At 59.1% G+C, this 16,681-nt stretch carries 13 protein-coding genes and 1 pseudogene; all 14 read right to left on the bottom strand.

Annotation, left to right across the window (positions count from 1 at the left end; translation table 11 throughout):
* Positions 1–426: 426 nt before the first annotated feature.
* Positions 427–1,572 carry a TlpA disulfide reductase family protein gene (locus tag EOB59_RS16445; RefSeq protein ID WP_024505906.1) on the bottom strand — a complete coding sequence of 382 codons (1,146 nt, stop codon included), beginning with the start codon at positions 1,570–1,572 and terminating at the stop codon, positions 427–429.
* A gap of 271 nt (positions 1,573–1,843) precedes the next feature.
* Complete coding sequence (locus tag EOB59_RS16440) at positions 1,844–2,221, bottom strand: hypothetical protein (protein WP_024505270.1); 378 nt, start codon at positions 2,219–2,221, stop codon at positions 1,844–1,846.
* A 13-nt stretch (positions 2,222–2,234) separates the two neighbouring features.
* Positions 2,235–3,533, bottom strand: coding sequence for a SidA/IucD/PvdA family monooxygenase (locus EOB59_RS16435; RefSeq protein ID WP_024505269.1), 1,299 nt, complete (start codon positions 3,531–3,533; stop codon positions 2,235–2,237).
* Between the two features lie 841 nt (positions 3,534–4,374).
* Positions 4,375–5,223 carry a universal stress protein gene (locus tag EOB59_RS16430; RefSeq protein WP_245486653.1) on the bottom strand — a complete coding sequence of 283 codons (849 nt, stop codon included), beginning with the start codon at positions 5,221–5,223 and terminating at the stop codon, positions 4,375–4,377.
* Between the two features lie 118 nt (positions 5,224–5,341).
* On the bottom strand, positions 5,342–6,157 hold the full coding sequence (locus EOB59_RS16425; RefSeq protein WP_032899653.1) for a response regulator transcription factor: 816 nt from the start codon (positions 6,155–6,157) through the stop codon (positions 5,342–5,344).
* Positions 6,154–6,633, bottom strand: a complete 480-nt coding sequence (locus EOB59_RS16420; protein WP_024505267.1) for a NifX-associated nitrogen fixation protein — start codon at positions 6,631–6,633, stop codon at positions 6,154–6,156. Before EOB59_RS16420 ends, EOB59_RS16425 begins: the two co-directional genes overlap by 4 nt.
* A 16-nt stretch (positions 6,634–6,649) precedes the next feature.
* Positions 6,650–7,147, bottom strand: coding sequence for a nitrogen fixation protein NifX (nifX, locus tag EOB59_RS16415; RefSeq protein ID WP_024505266.1), 498 nt, complete (start codon positions 7,145–7,147; stop codon positions 6,650–6,652).
* On the bottom strand, positions 7,144–8,496 hold the full coding sequence (gene nifN, locus EOB59_RS16410) for a nitrogenase iron-molybdenum cofactor biosynthesis protein NifN (RefSeq protein WP_024505265.1): 1,353 nt from the start codon (positions 8,494–8,496) through the stop codon (positions 7,144–7,146). The genes nifX and nifN overlap by 4 nt, the downstream gene beginning before the upstream one ends.
* An 8-nt stretch (positions 8,497–8,504) precedes the next feature.
* Positions 8,505–9,989: a nitrogenase iron-molybdenum cofactor biosynthesis protein NifE gene (gene nifE, locus EOB59_RS16405; protein ID WP_024505264.1), complete on the bottom strand. Its 1,485-nt coding sequence runs from the start codon at positions 9,987–9,989 to the stop codon at positions 8,505–8,507.
* A gap of 61 nt (positions 9,990–10,050) precedes the next feature.
* Complete coding sequence (gene nifK / locus EOB59_RS16400) at positions 10,051–11,592, bottom strand: nitrogenase molybdenum-iron protein subunit beta (RefSeq protein ID WP_024505263.1); 1,542 nt, start codon at positions 11,590–11,592, stop codon at positions 10,051–10,053.
* A 129-nt stretch (positions 11,593–11,721) separates the two neighbouring features.
* Complete coding sequence (gene nifD / locus EOB59_RS16395) at positions 11,722–13,224, bottom strand: nitrogenase molybdenum-iron protein alpha chain (protein WP_024505262.1); 1,503 nt, start codon at positions 13,222–13,224, stop codon at positions 11,722–11,724.
* Positions 13,225–13,311: 87 nt separating this feature from the next.
* Positions 13,312–14,205: a nitrogenase iron protein gene (gene nifH / locus EOB59_RS16390; protein WP_024505261.1), complete on the bottom strand. Its 894-nt coding sequence runs from the start codon at positions 14,203–14,205 to the stop codon at positions 13,312–13,314.
* 1,050 nt (positions 14,206–15,255) lie between these two features.
* Positions 15,256–15,452, bottom strand: a pseudogene (locus tag EOB59_RS36395) (7-carboxy-7-deazaguanine synthase QueE); the annotation flags it as partial.
* A gap of 160 nt (positions 15,453–15,612) precedes the next feature.
* On the bottom strand, positions 15,613–16,365 hold the full coding sequence (locus tag EOB59_RS16375) for a carbonic anhydrase (protein ID WP_024505260.1): 753 nt from the start codon (positions 16,363–16,365) through the stop codon (positions 15,613–15,615).
* Between the last annotated feature and the right edge of the window lie 316 nt (positions 16,366–16,681).

Below are 16,681 nucleotides of genomic sequence, written 5' to 3'. Positions count from 1 at the left end.
TACGAATGAGCCGCAGGAGGCATTTGACGAACGGGGAAGCAAGGGCCTCGTCGTCCTTGTGGACAGCAGGGCCAACCGGTTCATGAGGAATTTCGCTTTTCCCCAATTTCAGTACTCCTCTTGAAGGACGATCTCTTTTTCTGCGATGTGTGGTTCGGGCGCTTGCGTGGGCGGGGAATGGCTTGGGCGAGCCGATCCCACGCAACAGTGTCCCGTGGCCGACCTTGAGCACGTCCACCAATGCGAGACCTTTCACCGCGGCGCGAACGCCTGCGCCGCGGTTCGACCCGAGGTAAACGCAATGGAAATTCCACCTGCCGCAAGCCGCGCACTTTTGCGGCATCGACGTTATTGCTGCGAAGTGCGCCTGGGCGGGCGGATTTGCCGGTGTTCAATTCCAATTGTCATGCCCTTCGCGATCCTTGCTCAGGAAGTGACAGCGTTTTGAGTTTCGCAAGTCTTGTTTTGCGGAGCCACACAGAGACCCGCGTGACAGGCAGGCTCACCCGTGTAGTTGGCCAGGGCTTGGAGCAACGAGGTGAGGTAGCGCTGTTTGGTTTGGTCCGGCACTGGCTCCGAATGGTCCAGCGATTTGATTGCCACCTCGATCAACTCGATCGCCCGGTCCTTGTTGCCGCTCTCGTAATAATACTGAGCGGCCGGAAAGTAACACCCGAATTTAAAGTCTCCATCGCCTTGCGGAGGATTAAGTTCCAGGATCTGTTCGGAGAGCTCCTTGCCCATCGCAAAGCGATCATCATGCGGAAGATGGGAGTTGTCGATCGTGGGATGGAAGAGTTGGTTCAGCGCCATCACCACCCAAGACATCGCTTCGAACTTTTTGTTGATCGCGTCCTCGACCAATTCGCGCATAAGCGGCAAGCCGGTTTTGATGTCGCGCAGCTTGTGAAGCAGAATATCCGCATGAACCCGCCGAAAATCAAAAGAGTCTGGCATCACGGCGAGGCCTTCTTCGATGGCCAATAGTGCCGCTGCCCAATCCTCGTCCTGCATCGCCGGCCCAAGTTTGGCGTATATCGGCTGACTCAGCGACGATTCGCGCACACGCGAGATTCGCTTTGCATCGACGGCTTTCGCTTCATAGCTGCTGCGCCAGCTGCCGTTAAGGACTTTCGGCAAAACGTCATCGAGAGGTGCCGGGTGGCCGATATAAGCGATGTGGCCGTCGCGGTCGACCACGAACGAGGTGGGAATCCCGAATGAAGAGCTGGGTTCCAGCCAGAGCTTTTTCATTTCGCCAGTGCAATCGAACGCTGTCCGATAATTCAGATTCGGGAACTTCTCGGTCAGCCAGGCATCCACGTTGGTCCGCGCTTCGTCCGCGGTTGCAGCCTTTTCGCAAGCTGCGACTCCGATAATCTCAAATCCGCTGTCTTTATATTTCTCCTGCAGTTCGATCAAATGGGGCATGGCGTGGACACATGGTCGGCACCAAGTCGCCCAAAATTCAACGAGGTAGACCTTGCCGGGCCGAAGGCTCGTGAGGGGCTCGCCACGCAGCCAGTTCTCCACTTTGATCGCAGGAGCCGGGGACCCCATACGCAGTTCCATCTTGGTGTCCAAAGTCATTCCACACCTTTCGTCTCTTTTGTCGCGGATATTTTCCAGTCAAAATCGGACACGGTCTCGAGGGCATTGCTCCCTCTCGCTTGCTTCAGCGGAGCTCTCACCGTGTTGCCGCACATCAAGCACGGCAAAGGGCATGCCAACCCTTCTTAGCTTCGGCAAGCGCCGGTACCGCCTTGAATAAGCGAGCCCTAACACGGCCAGCTGACGTTAACCTGAATGTCGGCTTTCGACGGCTCACCTTAGCGGCTGCCGTTTAGGAAGGTGAGAGTTTGGCTGGCCCGCTGGCGATAAGACCGGCTTCGGCGTCCTGGAGTAGTCGCACTTCGGCGATGGGGTCGAAAGTGCGGGAGAGGCTCGGTACCCTTGCAGCCACCGCCGCATGTGGCCCGGCGTCATAATTCGCGTCGCGGTTGCCAACGGCGGCGTTGGGCTCGATCCACGTGGCGTTGAGCCCGACAGCACGTAAAGCTGCATCGTGATTGAATGCCCTTTGCTGTTTCACGCCAAGCAGGAGTCGCGCGACGCTACCTTGCTCAAGCGCGAGCAGAGCGATCTGACGCCGTAGGAATATTGCTCGTCCCGCTTTTGCCGCCAGAGGCGGAAATCTTTCCTGAATGCCACCGCCGATCATCAATATCGACGAATCATATCCCGCTGCCCATTTGTTCGACTCCGAGGTCGGGCCAGCACTCCGTCAAGGGACGGTTGATGAACCCTAGATGCTCGGGATTGGCGCATGGCGCGCGCCGCAGAAGGCTGTCAAGGATGCGGCGCGCTCGCCAGGCCAGCAGCCCAAAGTTCGGATCAGCCAGCCCGCGCTGTCCAAGGCAGGCGTTCTGAACGAAAAGGCGTCGGTCTCGCGGTCCGTCCCAGTACACCGAAAAATCCTCACCGATGGCGAGCTCATTGCCGATCTGTTCGAGGCGATCTGCGATCGGTTCTAGGAAACCCGGCAGCGGTTTCTCGTACCCGGTGGCCAGGATGACGATATCGGCGGTTACTTCTCCGATGTTGTCCAAGCCGCGTTGCAGCGTGAGCCTGTGCCCTGCTCCGGCATTGATGCAGCGCGACACGTTGCAACTTGGCCGCAATGTGATCTCGCATTGGTGTGGCTCGAGAAAGGCGTGGCGGTAGAGCGCCTGATAGACCGCGCGCAACTTGCTTTCTGAAATGCCCTCGGAGGCAAGCGCGAAACGCCGCAGGAACAGCTGTCGATGCACCTCGCTCATCGCAGCAAAACGATCCGAGAAGCATGGCGTGAACAGCCCGTTTGTGAACGCGTGGTCGTCGAAAGGCATCTCGCGCGTCAAGACCCATGTGATCGCCGCGGGCCGCCGTTCTTTCGGCCGGCCGACAAGGTGCAGTAGCAGCTCGGCTCCCGACTGTCCGCCGCCAACAACGCAGACATGCTTTTTTTGCACCTCAGGATTGATGTGGGCCAACTCAGATGAGTGGAACAGGTTGGGTCCAGTCCAGCCATGAAACTGAGGCGGAATTTGCGCCTGCTTGCCTATGTCGATGACGAGGTTTCTTGCATCAAGGACCGCGTTGTCCGTCCGCACGCGAAACTCGCCGTCGAAGCGGATTTCGCGAACGGCCTCGCCGCCACGGACAAGCGGATTCTTCTGGAACGCCCAGTTGAGATATTGGGCGAACTCGGCTCTAAGCACCCCGTGAAATTGCGCATTGAGGAAATTGTAAAGACGCCCGTTCTCGTGGAGGTAGTTTACGAATGTGTAGGCTGATCGCGGATTGACCAGAGTAACCAGATCCTGGAAGTGGCCGACCTGGAGCTCCGCGCAATCGAAAGCGCTGCCTGGATGTCCTCGGAAATCGACCTCCCGGTCCAGGAACAGTGCCCCTTGCGCAATCTCTTCCTGTATCTGACACGCAAGGCTCAAATTAGATGGTCCAGCACCCACACCAATACAAAAGAGGTCCACTTATCCTTACTCCTCTGGAGTGTTTTCCAACTCAGCGGCATGTTGACGTCGATCGCCGGGCATTGAGCAATGCGAACCTCACAGGCATGCTTGAGCCGCGGTCCCGACTGAGAGGACAGCAAAAGCGTGTGCCGCCTTCCAGGTCTTGGGCTCAATGTCGGCGGCATCGACAGCGGCGCGGCGTGATCCGAACCCAAGAGCAGAAGGAAAGTGTGTGATGCTGTCGCGCGGCTCTTCCGGATCTTACGGCGGCTTCTAGCGCCGGCCTCCACCCCAGGAGTGGCTGTTTCCCTGCCACGACGGAAGCGGCTCTTTCTTTCGAGGGGCGTAACCATGGATAACGGCTCTTAATGCTTTCGGAGACTCCCATGCATGCGGCGTGCCGGATAAAGACCTGTCAAACCAACGAGTTCGCGCAGTTCCAGCTCGTCTGGAATCCGACATTGTCGCACGCCCGACGATCGGGCAGGGGAAGCTCCGCGGCAGCGGCCCTTGCACACCGCAGGCTGACAGGGACAGCCGCCGATTTGACGCGCGTCCGGGTACTGATAAGGGGCCTTCCAACAGGGTTCGCGCACGAGGCGGGGTCTCCTGGTACACCCGCCCTGTGGCTTGGCTGCGGTCTGCTGCAGCCGTTCGTCTTTACTGCCCGTTGCGGACGATCTCGCACGAGTTGGTTCACGAGAGCGTCGTGAAGCAGTCGAGGCGTCCGGTTTGGCTCTGACAAGCGTCGCAAGATGTTCGCGGATCCAGCCATGTCTCCGCAATCCGACCGGTAACCGACGACGACTTCGGACTGGTTGGCGGTCCTACGACCTGATCGGTGTTCCTACGGAGCTGATCAGCGAGCCAAAAACAGCGGCAATGTGGTCTTCCCAAAGCTCCAGCTCGGCGGACCGCCGAAAATCCGCTCACGCAGCCCACGGCTGCCATAAGCACCCATGACCATCATGTCAGCACAGATGTCGTTCGCGTGCTGGGTCAGCACTGTGCCCGCCGATTTGCCGGCGCTCTTAAGCAGGTCAACGGAGACCCGAGCACCGTGCCGAGTAAGATAGGCAGCGATGTCAGCTCCAGACTGCGCGCCTTTCCCGTTGTTTTGCGCCTTTGGATCGACCATAGCGACACAGACTTCCCTGGCAGCGGATAGGATACTAAGAGCTTCCCGAACCGCACGCGAGGCCTCTACACGCGAATCCCAGCCGACCAGCACGCGTCGAGGCGACAGCGTCGCCTTAACGCCCTTCGGCACGATGAGCACCGGCTTTCCGCTATCGAACAAGCAGCCGTTGACAACAGGAGGTCCGAGAGTCTCATCGTTGAGGAGGTCTCCTCCAACGATCGTCAGGTCAGCGCAGAGCGCCCGCTGTCGTGCCACTTCACCGAGGCTAGCCGGATCGCAATAGTCGGTGTCAACGTCACAGGAAAGCGACATAGCTTTCAGCCTTTTGAGGATATCCGCGGACCGTCTTTCCATTCTGGTCACGTCCTGTGAAAATTTCTCGATTTGCTGAAATCGATAGTTCGGTACTGCAATTGCCTGTGCACGTCCTGTATTCCATTCGGGGGGCGGAGAGGACATCAAGAGCAATGGAGGCGGTATAATCAGTACCGATAGGTGCGCGCCGACCTCGGCACACAGTCCGGCAGCTGTTGTGAGGTCCTCATCAGAATGATCAGCACCCGTCACTTGAATATGCTTTTAAATTCCATTTGCCTGCTTCTCCTGGTCTTCGTTAGGAGCGCCTCAAAGCGGCAACACCGCTCTCAGGAGGAAGAGAGAGCGGCACCACATTCGATCACCGATTTCAGTCGTCCGGCTTCTCGAGCGAGTAGCCGGCCGACCTGACGGTGCGAATGACGCTGCCGGGCAAGGCCGTTTTCAGCGCCCTCCTGATTCGGCTGATATGGACATCGACGGTGCGTGCACCGACATGAATGTTGGGCAGCCAGGCCGCCCCGATAAGCTCGTCCCGGCTGAAGACCTTGCCGGGGGCCTCAATCATAAGCCGCAGCACGTTGAAGTCGATCCGTCCGAGATGGATGTCGTGGCCATTACCGCGAACCCGATGGGCATCGAGCTTCATCTCCAGGCCTCCACAACAAATCCAACTGTCGTTTTCAACCCCGTTCGGACCACGCTTGGTCAGCCCGAGCCTCGACCGCAGGCAGTCGAGCAGCTTGGCCGGAGCCACCGGCCGCACAAAGCTCTCAACGCCTGCCTTCAAGAGATCGAGGTGCTGGTGCTCGGCGCCAGGCGCGATCAGGGCGATGATGGGCAGGTCGGTGGTGCGCGGTTCCCGCTTGAGGTGGGCGCAAATTGCGGACCCGTTTATGCTGGCTGGGTCGCAATCCAGCACTACGGCCTGAAGCTCCCGTTGTTCGGCCAAGGCCAGCGCAGCCTTCGCGCCGTCTGCCGTCTCACTGCTGAAACCGTCAACCTCCAGTATGTGGCTGTAGAGCAGATAGAACTCGGCATCTTGCGAGCAGATCAGGACCAGCGGCTTTTTCATCGGCGATACCCCAACAACCTGGTCGGCCTCGAGTCCCTGGATCGAGGGGACTGGCCAACATAGTTTCTCGGGTCCGTCATGATGGCCTTTCTCGAAAATCGCGCCCATCATGCCAGCGCCACGTGGGGAAAGGTTTCGATGACAGAAATCGCATCGTCGACCAGCTTCGTACCGGCCGTGGCGAGCTTCAGGAGCGTCTCGAAGCCAAACCGGTGGACATCGCGCAGCGTTTTGGACAAAACGACCAGCCGTCCGGTCGTGAAAAGCACCCGACCAAAACCCTCATGGCTCACCTGGATCATCGGCGATGCCATAAGGCCGCAGCGCTCCTCGATCGCAAGCCCGATGGCGGCGTAGTACTTGTCGAGCCTCCACAGCACGTCGGGATCGGGATCTCCGATGATTGGGATCCCTCGGCGCTGTTCCTTGGTAATGATGAAGTCGCCCAGCAGCTCAGCGTCCGCTTTGCGTTCCCACGAGCCATAGGAATCCTGAGAACGGATCAGCCGCACGAGGCATTTGACGAACGGGGTGCAAAGAGCCGCCTCGTCTTCGGCGACAGCTGGGGGGATTGCGGGGTCAGGCATTGGCGTCCTCCTCTTTTCAGTCCTCGTCCTCGAAGGACGGTTTCTTTTCGGCAATGCCCGCTCGCGCCAGCACCTTGCGCAGCCAAGGCGGAGGACACGTCCTGAGCATCATCTGCGTGCGCAAGAGCACCTGTGGGATCGATTGGGACTCCGCCACTTTGATCGGGTGGATTTTTGCCGCGACAAGCTTGGCTGCCGAAGGGCCGCCAATTGCCAGACAAAACAGGATCTGACAGCCCTTGAGCGCATCCACCTTTGGCGTGATGCGATCATCGCGCTCGGCCCGATGCTCCCCGCTTTCATCGGACACGTCATCGAAGGCCACGGCTTCTACGAGATTCCATTCCTCGCGCGTCACGTCGTAGACAGCAAAGCGCCTGGCCGACCCGAAATGGGCGTTGAGGTCCTGCATGTCCTGAGTGGCGATCGCAACGCGCAATGCGCCCTTACGTCGTTCAGGCATCGGGGCGAAAACCTCACTACTGACCAGCGAGAGGCGGCGAACAGCGTTCATCGTGATATTTCTCGATTACGGAGTGGATCAAGCGCCTCAGGAGTGGGCGCGTGTTGGTTGGCCTGGAAGATGCTGGCGACCTCGAAGATCATGTCTCGGGTGCCCTGATAGAGAATTGCGAGCTTGTGCTGGCTGCCTAGTCGATCGAAGACCGGGAACCCGATGCGCATGAGCGGAATTCGGAGCCGCTCCGATGCTTGGCGCCCGTGCGAATGCGTGACAAGCAGGTCAGCACCGACGGCAAGACTTTCCAGATCGCCGAGATCGCCGATCTGAACCGAAACCGCCGGGACTTTCTCGAGAATTTTAGACCTGTCGGTCGTTGTGACGGCCGCGGCTATCTCGGAGCCGAGGCCAGCAAAGAAGGTCGCAAGTTGGAACAGCTGGTCTGGTTCGGCAGCGATGGCAATTTTCTTGCCGCCGAAATGGAAATGTCCGTCGAGCATCGCGTCCTGCAATTGCGCCCGGCGCCGGCGCACGCGGGCCGGTACCGCCGCGCCCGAAATCGCAGACAGCAGCGACACGAAGCGGTCCGTGTCCTGCAGCCCAGTCAGTGACTGGAACAACACGTAAGGCACGCCGGTCAACCCGTGCAGCGCTTTCGCCGGGCGGCGCATGTGCTCACCGATGGCGATGCATTGCATGGCCGTGCCCAACTCGCGAATGTCTTCGACGCTGGTGCCGCCGTATGTGGTCGCTACCCAGCGGTCAGGAACCGTACCGTCGAGCGAGCCTGAAATGTCGGGCAGAATAACCGGCTTGAGCCCAAAGCTTTCAACCATGTCACGCATATGCTCGATGTCGGCGACAGTGAGGTTGCATCCGGGCAGGATCGCGATCTTCTTCGGCTGCCGCGCACGTTCGCCCGAGCCTGTAATCCCTTTGATCATTGCGGTGACTGCCTTGGCCCAGCCCTCTTCGATCGCGCCGTCAAAATCCGGCGTGTTGGCCAGCACGACCTCCGTACCCGCAAGCTCTTGCGTGTGCTTCAGCTTGATGTTCGCAATATCACTCGCGCAATCTTCGCCACGCGTCTCCACCAGCGCGGTCGTGCACACCCCGATCAGCTTTGGCTTCGTGCGGTTCTTGAGGTTGAGGATGGCTTCTTCAAGATGGTCGGCAGCGCCGAGGATGGTCGCCACCTCATCCATCGCTGTTGTCTGCAATGGAATCGTTTCTTTGAAGTGCCGTACGAAGAGCACGAGCGCGAAGCTTGTGCATCCCTGGCTGCCGTGGAACAGCGGCATCGCGCCGTCGACCCCAAGAAAGGCAAAGGCGGCACCCAGCGGCTGCGACGACTTCAGCGGGTTCACCGCCGCGGATTTGGTCTGGGGAAGGATGCGGGCCATCGGTCGCCTCAACACTCGCTGAACTCGTGTGCCGTCGCGCCGGCGAATTCATCGAACAGGTGCCCGGACTCCTTCTTCGTGCATGGCAGTTCGTCTTTTAGATCAGGCTGGCAATCCCACGGGGCCGGCTGGCGCACCTGAGACCAGACCGGATTGTGAATGGCGAGGTCGATCTGGCGTACGAGTTCCACCATGCCGGCATAGCCGGCATAAGGGTGCTGGCGCTCCTGGTTGATATCGAGCCAGGGCGTCTTGGCCTTGAGCGCAATGAATTGCGTGCGACCGCCCGACAGCATGATATCGGCCCTGTGTTCAGAGAGCATGGCGTACAGCTCGCGCGCAGCCATGTATTCGAACATATGCTTGTCGTGCTTGAGAACTTGTTTGATGCGCTCCTTGTCCTGCACCGTAGATTTCTTGACCGAGGTGCCGACGATCTCGATTCCGATCTCCATCAGCGCACGGACAACCGACCAGGACTTCACACCGCCTGTGTTGAGCAGCACGCGCTTGCCTTGGAGCCTTTGCCGGTAGGATTCGAGTTTCTTCCACGCGATCGCCTCCTGCTGCGCGATCAGCGTCTCCGTGCGCTCGAGGATCTCCGGATCGGCGCCCTTCCTCACCAGCAGCCTGACAAGGTTGCGAAGAGCTTGCGATGTGTCGGAGATGCCATAGAAGGAGCCCTCGAAGAACGGGATGTCCCAGCGCTCCTCCATCTTGCGGGCAAGACTGATCAGCGCGGTCGAGCACACGATCATTGCCGCCCGGGCGCGGTGCGCGGAAGCAATGTCGCGGTAACGCGCATCGCCGGGAATGCAGGCGCGCACCCGGATGCCGAGCCGATCGAGGAGCGGCTTTACAAGCCAGAATTCGCCCGAGAGGTTGAATTCGCCAAGGATGTTGATGTCGTAGGGCCCGGGGTCGTCGGGTTCGACCGTGCCGATGACATGATCGAGCAACGCCTCGGCGGCGAGCTTGTTGCCGAGGTTCTTGGAGCCTGCCAGGCCAGGCGCATTGATCGGCACCACGGCCAAACCGAACTTTTCCGTGGCGCGTTTGCACACGGCCTCGATGTCGTCACCGATCAGCGCCGTTACGCAAGTTGAGTAGACGAAGATCGCCGGCGGCGCGTATGTGTGCTTGATCTCGCGGATCGCCTTGAAGAGTTTCCGCTCGCCCTGCCCCATCACCAGGTCGAGTTCGGTGAGGTCGGTCGTGAAGCTTGTCCGCCACAAGGTCGGCCCTGACGAAACCGCACCACGGTTGTCCCAAGAATTGCCCTCGCAGGCGAGCGGCGCATGGACCAGATGCGCAACGTCGGTGATCGGCTGCAGGACGATCTTGGCTCCGTCAAAGGCGCAGCCGCCGGCTGCCGCCCCTGGTGTCAGCGACTTCGAGCAGCCCTCCTTGCGCGCCTTGGCATCTTTGCCACGGTTCTTATCGCAGGCGGGCTCATCGAAGGCGTCCTTGATTTTGGCGCTGAGGGAGGACATCGCTCAGCCTCCCCAGTCCATTGGGCAAGGAATGGCCTCGGCGAAAAGCCGGCCACGGCTCTTAGCGCGTGAGGTCATAGGAATAATCCGTCACACCCGTCTCGCTCGTCTCGCGATCGAGTTTGTCGAAGATCTTGTCGAGGATCGTCGTCAGCACGCGCAACGCGCCCTGGTAGCCAAAGAGCGCAAAGCGGTGATGATGGTGCCGATCGAAGATCGGAAACATCAGCCGGATCAGCGGCGTTCCGGTGTCGCGCTCCAGGTACTTGCCGTAGGAATTGCCGATCAAAAGGTCCACCGGCTCGGTAAAGAGCAGCGAGCGCAGCGCCCACAGGTCCTTGCCCGCCCAAACCTGGGCAGCCTTGCCGAAAGGCGAGGATGCTAGCAGCTTCTTCAAATCGGCTTCCCATGCCGAGGTGCCATTGGTGGCGAGGCAATGGGTTGGCTCGCCGCCGGTCTCCATGACAAAGCGGGCCATTGCGTGAACGAAGTCGGGATCACCGTAGATGGCGTATTTCTTACCATGCAGCCAGGATTGGCTGTCCGCCATGGCGTCTACCAGTCGGCCGCGCTCGAGGCGAATTGCCTCGGGAATCTCCTTGCCGGAAATCGCCGCGACCTCCATCAGGAATTCGTCCGTCGCCTGAACGCCGAGCGGATAGTGGAACGAGGCCGTCGCCTGCCCGACCTCCTCGCAATAGCCCAGTGTCTTTCGGGTGTTGTGATGCTGCAGCGAAAGCGTTGCCTCGGCGTTGAGGGCCTTCTTCACCTCGTTGATCTTCGTGCCCCCGTCATACATGCGGTATTCACCGTCCGAAGGCGTATCGAACTGGTCAGAGGCATCCTGGATCAATGTATAGGACACGCCCATTACATCGAGCAGGCGCTTGAGCTCCCGGTTGTTGCCGACGCAGAAGCCGTCGAAGCCCGGAATGATGTTGATGGTTCCTTCGATTTGCGTACGCTCCTGACCTTTCCAGAAGTGCTCCAAAATGCCTTTGACCATGTTGTCATAGCCGTCGACATGACTGCCAACGAAGGCCGGGGTGTGGGCAAAGGGCACGTCGAAGTCGCGCGGGACTGAATCTTCGTCCTTGGCGTTCTGGATGAAGCTGTGCAGGTCGTCGCCAATGACCTCTGCCATACAGGTCGTCGACACGGCAATCATCTTGGGGTCGTAGAGCTGGTAGGTGTTGGCGAGCCCGTCGACCATGTTCTTCAGGCCGCCAAACACCGCCGCATCCTCGGTCATTGAGGAGGAGACCGCCGCGGCAGGCTCCTTGAAATGGCGCGACAGGTGCGAGCGGTAATAGGCGACGCAACCTTGGCTGCCGTGGACGAAGGACATGGTTCGCTCGAAGCCGGCGGCAGCGAATACCGCACCCAGCGGCTGGCAGGCCTTGGCCGGGTTCACGACAAGCGCTTTGCGGGCGAGGTTCTTTTCGCGGTATTCCCACGTCTGGGTGAAATCGCGCTGATCGGAAACGATTTCATCGGGGTGCGGACATTCGAAGTTTAGCTTCTTCTCAGCGAGCATCTTTCTGTATTCCGGCTCGCGGAACAGGGGAGCGTGATCGAGAATTTTTTCAGCCGACTGCGGCATGATGATTACCTCTTTTGCATCTGGCTGCGCGGGACGGCAGCTCAGGACGTCAAGACGTTCCAGGCTCCGGCGGATCAGAGGCCGCGGGAGTTCACCGTCTCAGTGGGAGACTGGGGCTGAAGCAAATGTTTATTCGGCAGCCATCGCCCGCTCATCGCCCCGGCTTCTTTTCCAAGGCGCGTGGAATAGGTCCCAGACCGGGTTGTTAATGGCGAGATCCACATCACGTGCGAAAATGGCAAAGCCATCGTAGCCGTGATACGGGCCTGAATAATCCCAGGAATGCATCTGGCGGAACGGTATGCCCATCTTCTGCACCGGGTATTTTTCTTTGATTCCCGAGCCGACCAGATTTGGGCGAATCCCTTCGATGAATTTCTCCAACTCATAGCCGGTCACGTCATCGTAGATCAGCGTGCCGTTCTTCACGTAGTGGCCGGTGCGCTGATAGTCGTCGCTGTGGGCGAATTCATAGCCGGTGCCCACGATGACCATGCCGAGGTCCTCGTAGGCCGTGACGACGTGGCGGGGGCGCAGGCCGCCGACATAGAGCATCACGGTATTTCCTTCCAGGCGCGACAGGTACTTGGCGATGACCGCATCAACAAGCGGCCTGTACTTGGCAATGACCTTTTCGGTCTTCTCCTCGATTTCCGGCCCAAAATGCTTGGCTATGTTGCGCAGAGAGGCTTCGATCTGGGAGGGACCGAAGAAATTGTACTCCATCCAGGCGACGCCATACTTTTCCTCCATATGCCGACAGATGTAATTCATCGACCGGTAGCAGTGGATAAGATTGAGCTTAGCCTTCGGGGCGCGCTCGATCTCTGCGAGTGTGGCGTCACCCGACCAGTTGCCAACCACGCGCAGCCCTATCTCCTCAAGCAGTATGCGCGAGGCCCAGGCATCGCCGCCGATATTGTAGTCGCCGATGACGTTGACGTCGTAGGGGCCGGCCTCGAACTTGACATCCTTTTTGTCGAAGACCCAATCCCGGATTGCATCATTGGCGATGTGGTGGCCAAGCGACTGCGAGACGCCGCGGAAGCCCTCGCAGCGTACCGGCACGATCGTCTTGTCATACTCCTTGGTCTTTTTGCGAGAAACGGCCTCGGTGTCATCGCCAATCAGGCCGATAGGGCATTCGGACTGCACGGTGATGCCGTTGTTGAGCGGAAACAAGACTTCAATCTCGTCAATGATCTGTTCCAGCTTCTTGTCGCCGCCGAAGACGATGTCCTTCTCCTGGAAATCGGAGGTGAACTGCATTGTCCCGAACGTGTCGACGCCCGTTGTACCGACGTAGTAGTTGCGGCGCTGCGACCAAGAATATTGGCCGCAGCCGACCGGGCCGTGCGAGATATGGACCATATCCTTGACTGGCCCCCACACCACGCCTTTCGAACCAGCATATGCACAGCCGCGAATCGTCATCACCCCGGGAATGGACTTGATGTTCGATTTGACGTCGCATTCGGAAAGGACCTCGCTTTCCCCGCCAGCCTCGTTGCCGCTCTTTGCGACGTTGAGGTGCTTCTTGCGGCGCTTCGCCGCCTTGTCGGGATAATGCGACAGCACCTCTTCGATAAGCTTCGCATGAAGAGCACCGTCATTCTCGTATTCCCGGCTCATGAGTCCCCCTTTCAAGGTTGGGTGACGCCTCAAAGAATAGGCGCCGTTCTCTGCAAGGCGCGCCGATTCATGGCAGCGCTAATGTCACTACTGGGCCGCCGCCTTCGCCGCTTCCTTGGAGTGAAGCTCGGCAAGCATCTGCTCGTCGGTCTTCATGATGCCGAAGTCGAGCAGCATCTCCTCCAGCTCCTCCATGGTGATCGGCGTCGGGATCGTACCCTGGCCCGAATTGGCGTGGATCTTCTCGGCCAGAGCGCGGTATTCCCCTGCCTGCTTTGAGTCCGGCGCGTACTGGATCACCGACATCTTCCTGAGTTCGGCATGTTGGACGATGTTGTCGCGGGGCACGAAGTGGATGAGCTTGGAATTCAATCGGCCAGCCAGTGCTTCGGCCAGATCGAGTTCGCGGTCGGTTTGACGTTCATTGCAGATCAGCCCGCCCAGCCGCACACCGCCCGAATGGGCATATTTGAGGATGCCCTTGGCGATGTTGTTGGCGGCATAGAGCGCCATCATCTCGCCGGACATGACGATATAGATCTCCTGGGCCTTGCCTTCGCGGATCGGCATGGCGAAGCCGCCGCATACCACGTCGCCGAGGACGTCATAGGAGACATAATCGACATCGTCATAAGCGCCATTCTCCTCGAGGAAATTGATCGAGGTGATGACGCCGCGGCCGGCGCAACCGACACCCGGCTCGGGGCCGCCGGACTCCACGCACTTGATGCCTCTGTAGCCCACCTTGAGCACGTCCTGGAGTTCGAGGTCTTCCACCGAGCCTTCCTGTGCGGCGAGATCCAGGACGGTATCCTGAGCTTTCGAATTCAGGATCAAGCGTGTGGAATCGGCTTTGGGGTCGCATCCTACGATGAGGATTCTCTGCCCGAGGTCGACAAGGGCAGCGAGCGTATTTTGGGACGTGGTGGACTTGCCGATGCCGCCTTTTCCGTAAAAGGCGATCTGACGCAGACCTGACATAATAGCTTTCCTTCCTTCGTTCTAATTATCGCGACTGCCCGCGACACAAGTGCCGATAGGCAGCTCGTGCCGCCTCACACCAAGCATCGCAAAAAGCGTACCAGCGTGATCGGCCGATCCCAGAAGAAACTTTGTCATTAAATTCCAGCCGCTTAGACGGCGGCAAAACGCGCGAACGGGCCTTTCAGGCGTCTGTCACGGACACGACAAAGCCGACACAGATTGTCGTGCGCCATCCAAACCGCCGTGTGTCGAGCTCGAAGCGGGAGAATGGGGAAGTTAGCCCAAAGCTGATGGCGAGACCATCGGAAGACATCGGCTCTTGTCTTTCCAGCCTGCCATTGATCGGGCGGTCGCTGGATGAGCAGGAGCCTGGGGCTTGACCGCGGCGCGGGTAGTTCAGGCAGGCTTACAGAGCGGGAACGCCGGCGGCCGATAGACATCCGCGCTTACCCTTTCATAGCCCGTCTACAAGTTGGTTCCGCCGACGCGCTATATGGAAGCCAAATAATTCAGTAGCTTAGCCGAGAGCATTGATTTTTTCAGAAAGATACGTGTTATACGCGTATGAACCGCCGAACCCATGGTCGGCGCCCTCATGCGCGTGAGACCCCGTTGTGGGCGAGGCTCGCGACTGGCTGCACGATCCTAGCCGGCCTGCTTGCCATTGAGTTTGGTCCCGCCGCGGTAGGCTGCGGCATCAAGGGCAACATCAGCTACAACACTGGCAAGAAGATTATCACGTTCTTGGACAGGAATCTTACTGGGAGACACGCATCAACCTATTGAAGGGCGAGCGGTGGTTTTGTTCAGAGGAAGCTGCACGAAAGGCGCCCACGGGGCCGCCACGATCGCAAAGTGTGTACAAAAGCGCCCTCTCTGCCGAACTGAACAGTGCTCACGGCCATAGCCTCGGATGAGCCCGACTGGCTTGACCTCTGCATGATGAGAGCAGCTTTTACACCAGGTGCGCAGCACATGTCTTTAACGAACGCATCGTCTTCAAGAATATAGAGAGCAATTCGGAAAACCGAGTAGTTGGCGGCGAAGCTAGGAGAAGGTATACACCACCCTCTTGTTACCCCAGAGTAGAACGTGCAGCTGCGGCAAGACGCGGGCTTCGAACCACCTGTCGCTGGTCACCTTTTCTACCAGCGGTTCCATGCGCATCATATTCCGTCCGACTCGACAGAGACGTCTTCATTACCACGGCGGGGCGGCGTGTGATTGCCGGGTTGCAGACAAACCTCGCCGCGACGTCTTTGGGACGAGTGGTGCCGGCACCGAATCCCTATCATTTAGACTAGCCAGCTTGGGGAGCGCCGTCAGACCGCCAGACCGGAAGAGGAGGCTTCGCGCCAAGTTGTGCCAAGAATGTTGGACCGTGCGGAACCGCTGGGGCGGCGCTCAACTCTGGCGCAGGATGAAGCGTCGATTGGGTGAATGACTAGGGCGCGCGTTCGACGGGTAGAGTGAGGTAAATCGCTGGATGTCTGCCGGATCAACGTCAACCGGTTCCATCGCCACCATCCACTCGACGTTTTCGGTGCACGGCGGCGTCGTCAGTGAGCCTTCATAAGTCCAATAGCCAAGCGAGGCTGGCAGAAGCCAGTTGGGATTCACCTCGTCGATCGTCACCTCCCCATTCGGCAGTTCGGGAAAGGCCGCAGCAAGGGCAGCAAAGCTGGCATTTGTCGCGCCGGGCGTTAAAAAGACGCCCAGCACGCCCAGAGTACCACTTTGCGTGTCCTTGTGAACGAAATGCACCTCCATCGGGAAGCTCTTGCCCGCCACGTGATGTTCGCTTGGCGCATGGAAATGGAACTGTACCAGTTCGTAGACACGATCGCCGCGGGTCAGCGTGCTGCCTTGTGGCATATTGATTTGAATGGTGTGGCCGTTGTTCACCATATTGCCGCCGCCCTTGTGCCAGCCGATGGCGATATGCGGGATATCCGCCTTGACCGCGCTGTTGATATTGATCGGCGATTGCTGCGTGCCGGCAGAGCATACGAAATTTTCCTTATCCAGATCAGCCCAGTGCTCCGGTCCGACCGGACCGGTGTACCCCCAATGGGCACTGGTCGCTTGGGCGGCTTGAACGCAAATCCGGCATGCGCCGAGCGCAACCAACCCTTTGATCAGGTGACGACGATACATATTGCTTTTGCTCCTCTTGCGAACTGATGTTGGTGGCTGCCCTAATGGACGCGTGATGGCCAATCGGCGCGGCCACTATTGTCCTTTGCAACTGATGGATGCCCGCATGCCTTGGCGTGCTTTCATAAGTGCGGCTCCCGTTTCTCGGCTGGCCGGCTTCTGCAGCCCGCAACGGGGGCAGTTTCAACCAGCTAAACGATAAAAAATTTGAGCAGACCAGCGCTTGACCCCCGCCGCAAAGGCACAGGCGAAGGTGATCACTGCGCGGCTGCCGCGCGCCTGAGGCCGCATCGCTATACTTTACACTCGCTGCCCA

This window comes from Mesorhizobium sp. M7A.F.Ca.MR.176.00.0.0 (assembly GCF_004023165.1).
Lineage (GTDB): Bacteria > Pseudomonadota > Alphaproteobacteria > Rhizobiales > Rhizobiaceae > Mesorhizobium.
This window is presented reverse-complemented; position numbering and strand designations above follow the sequence as displayed.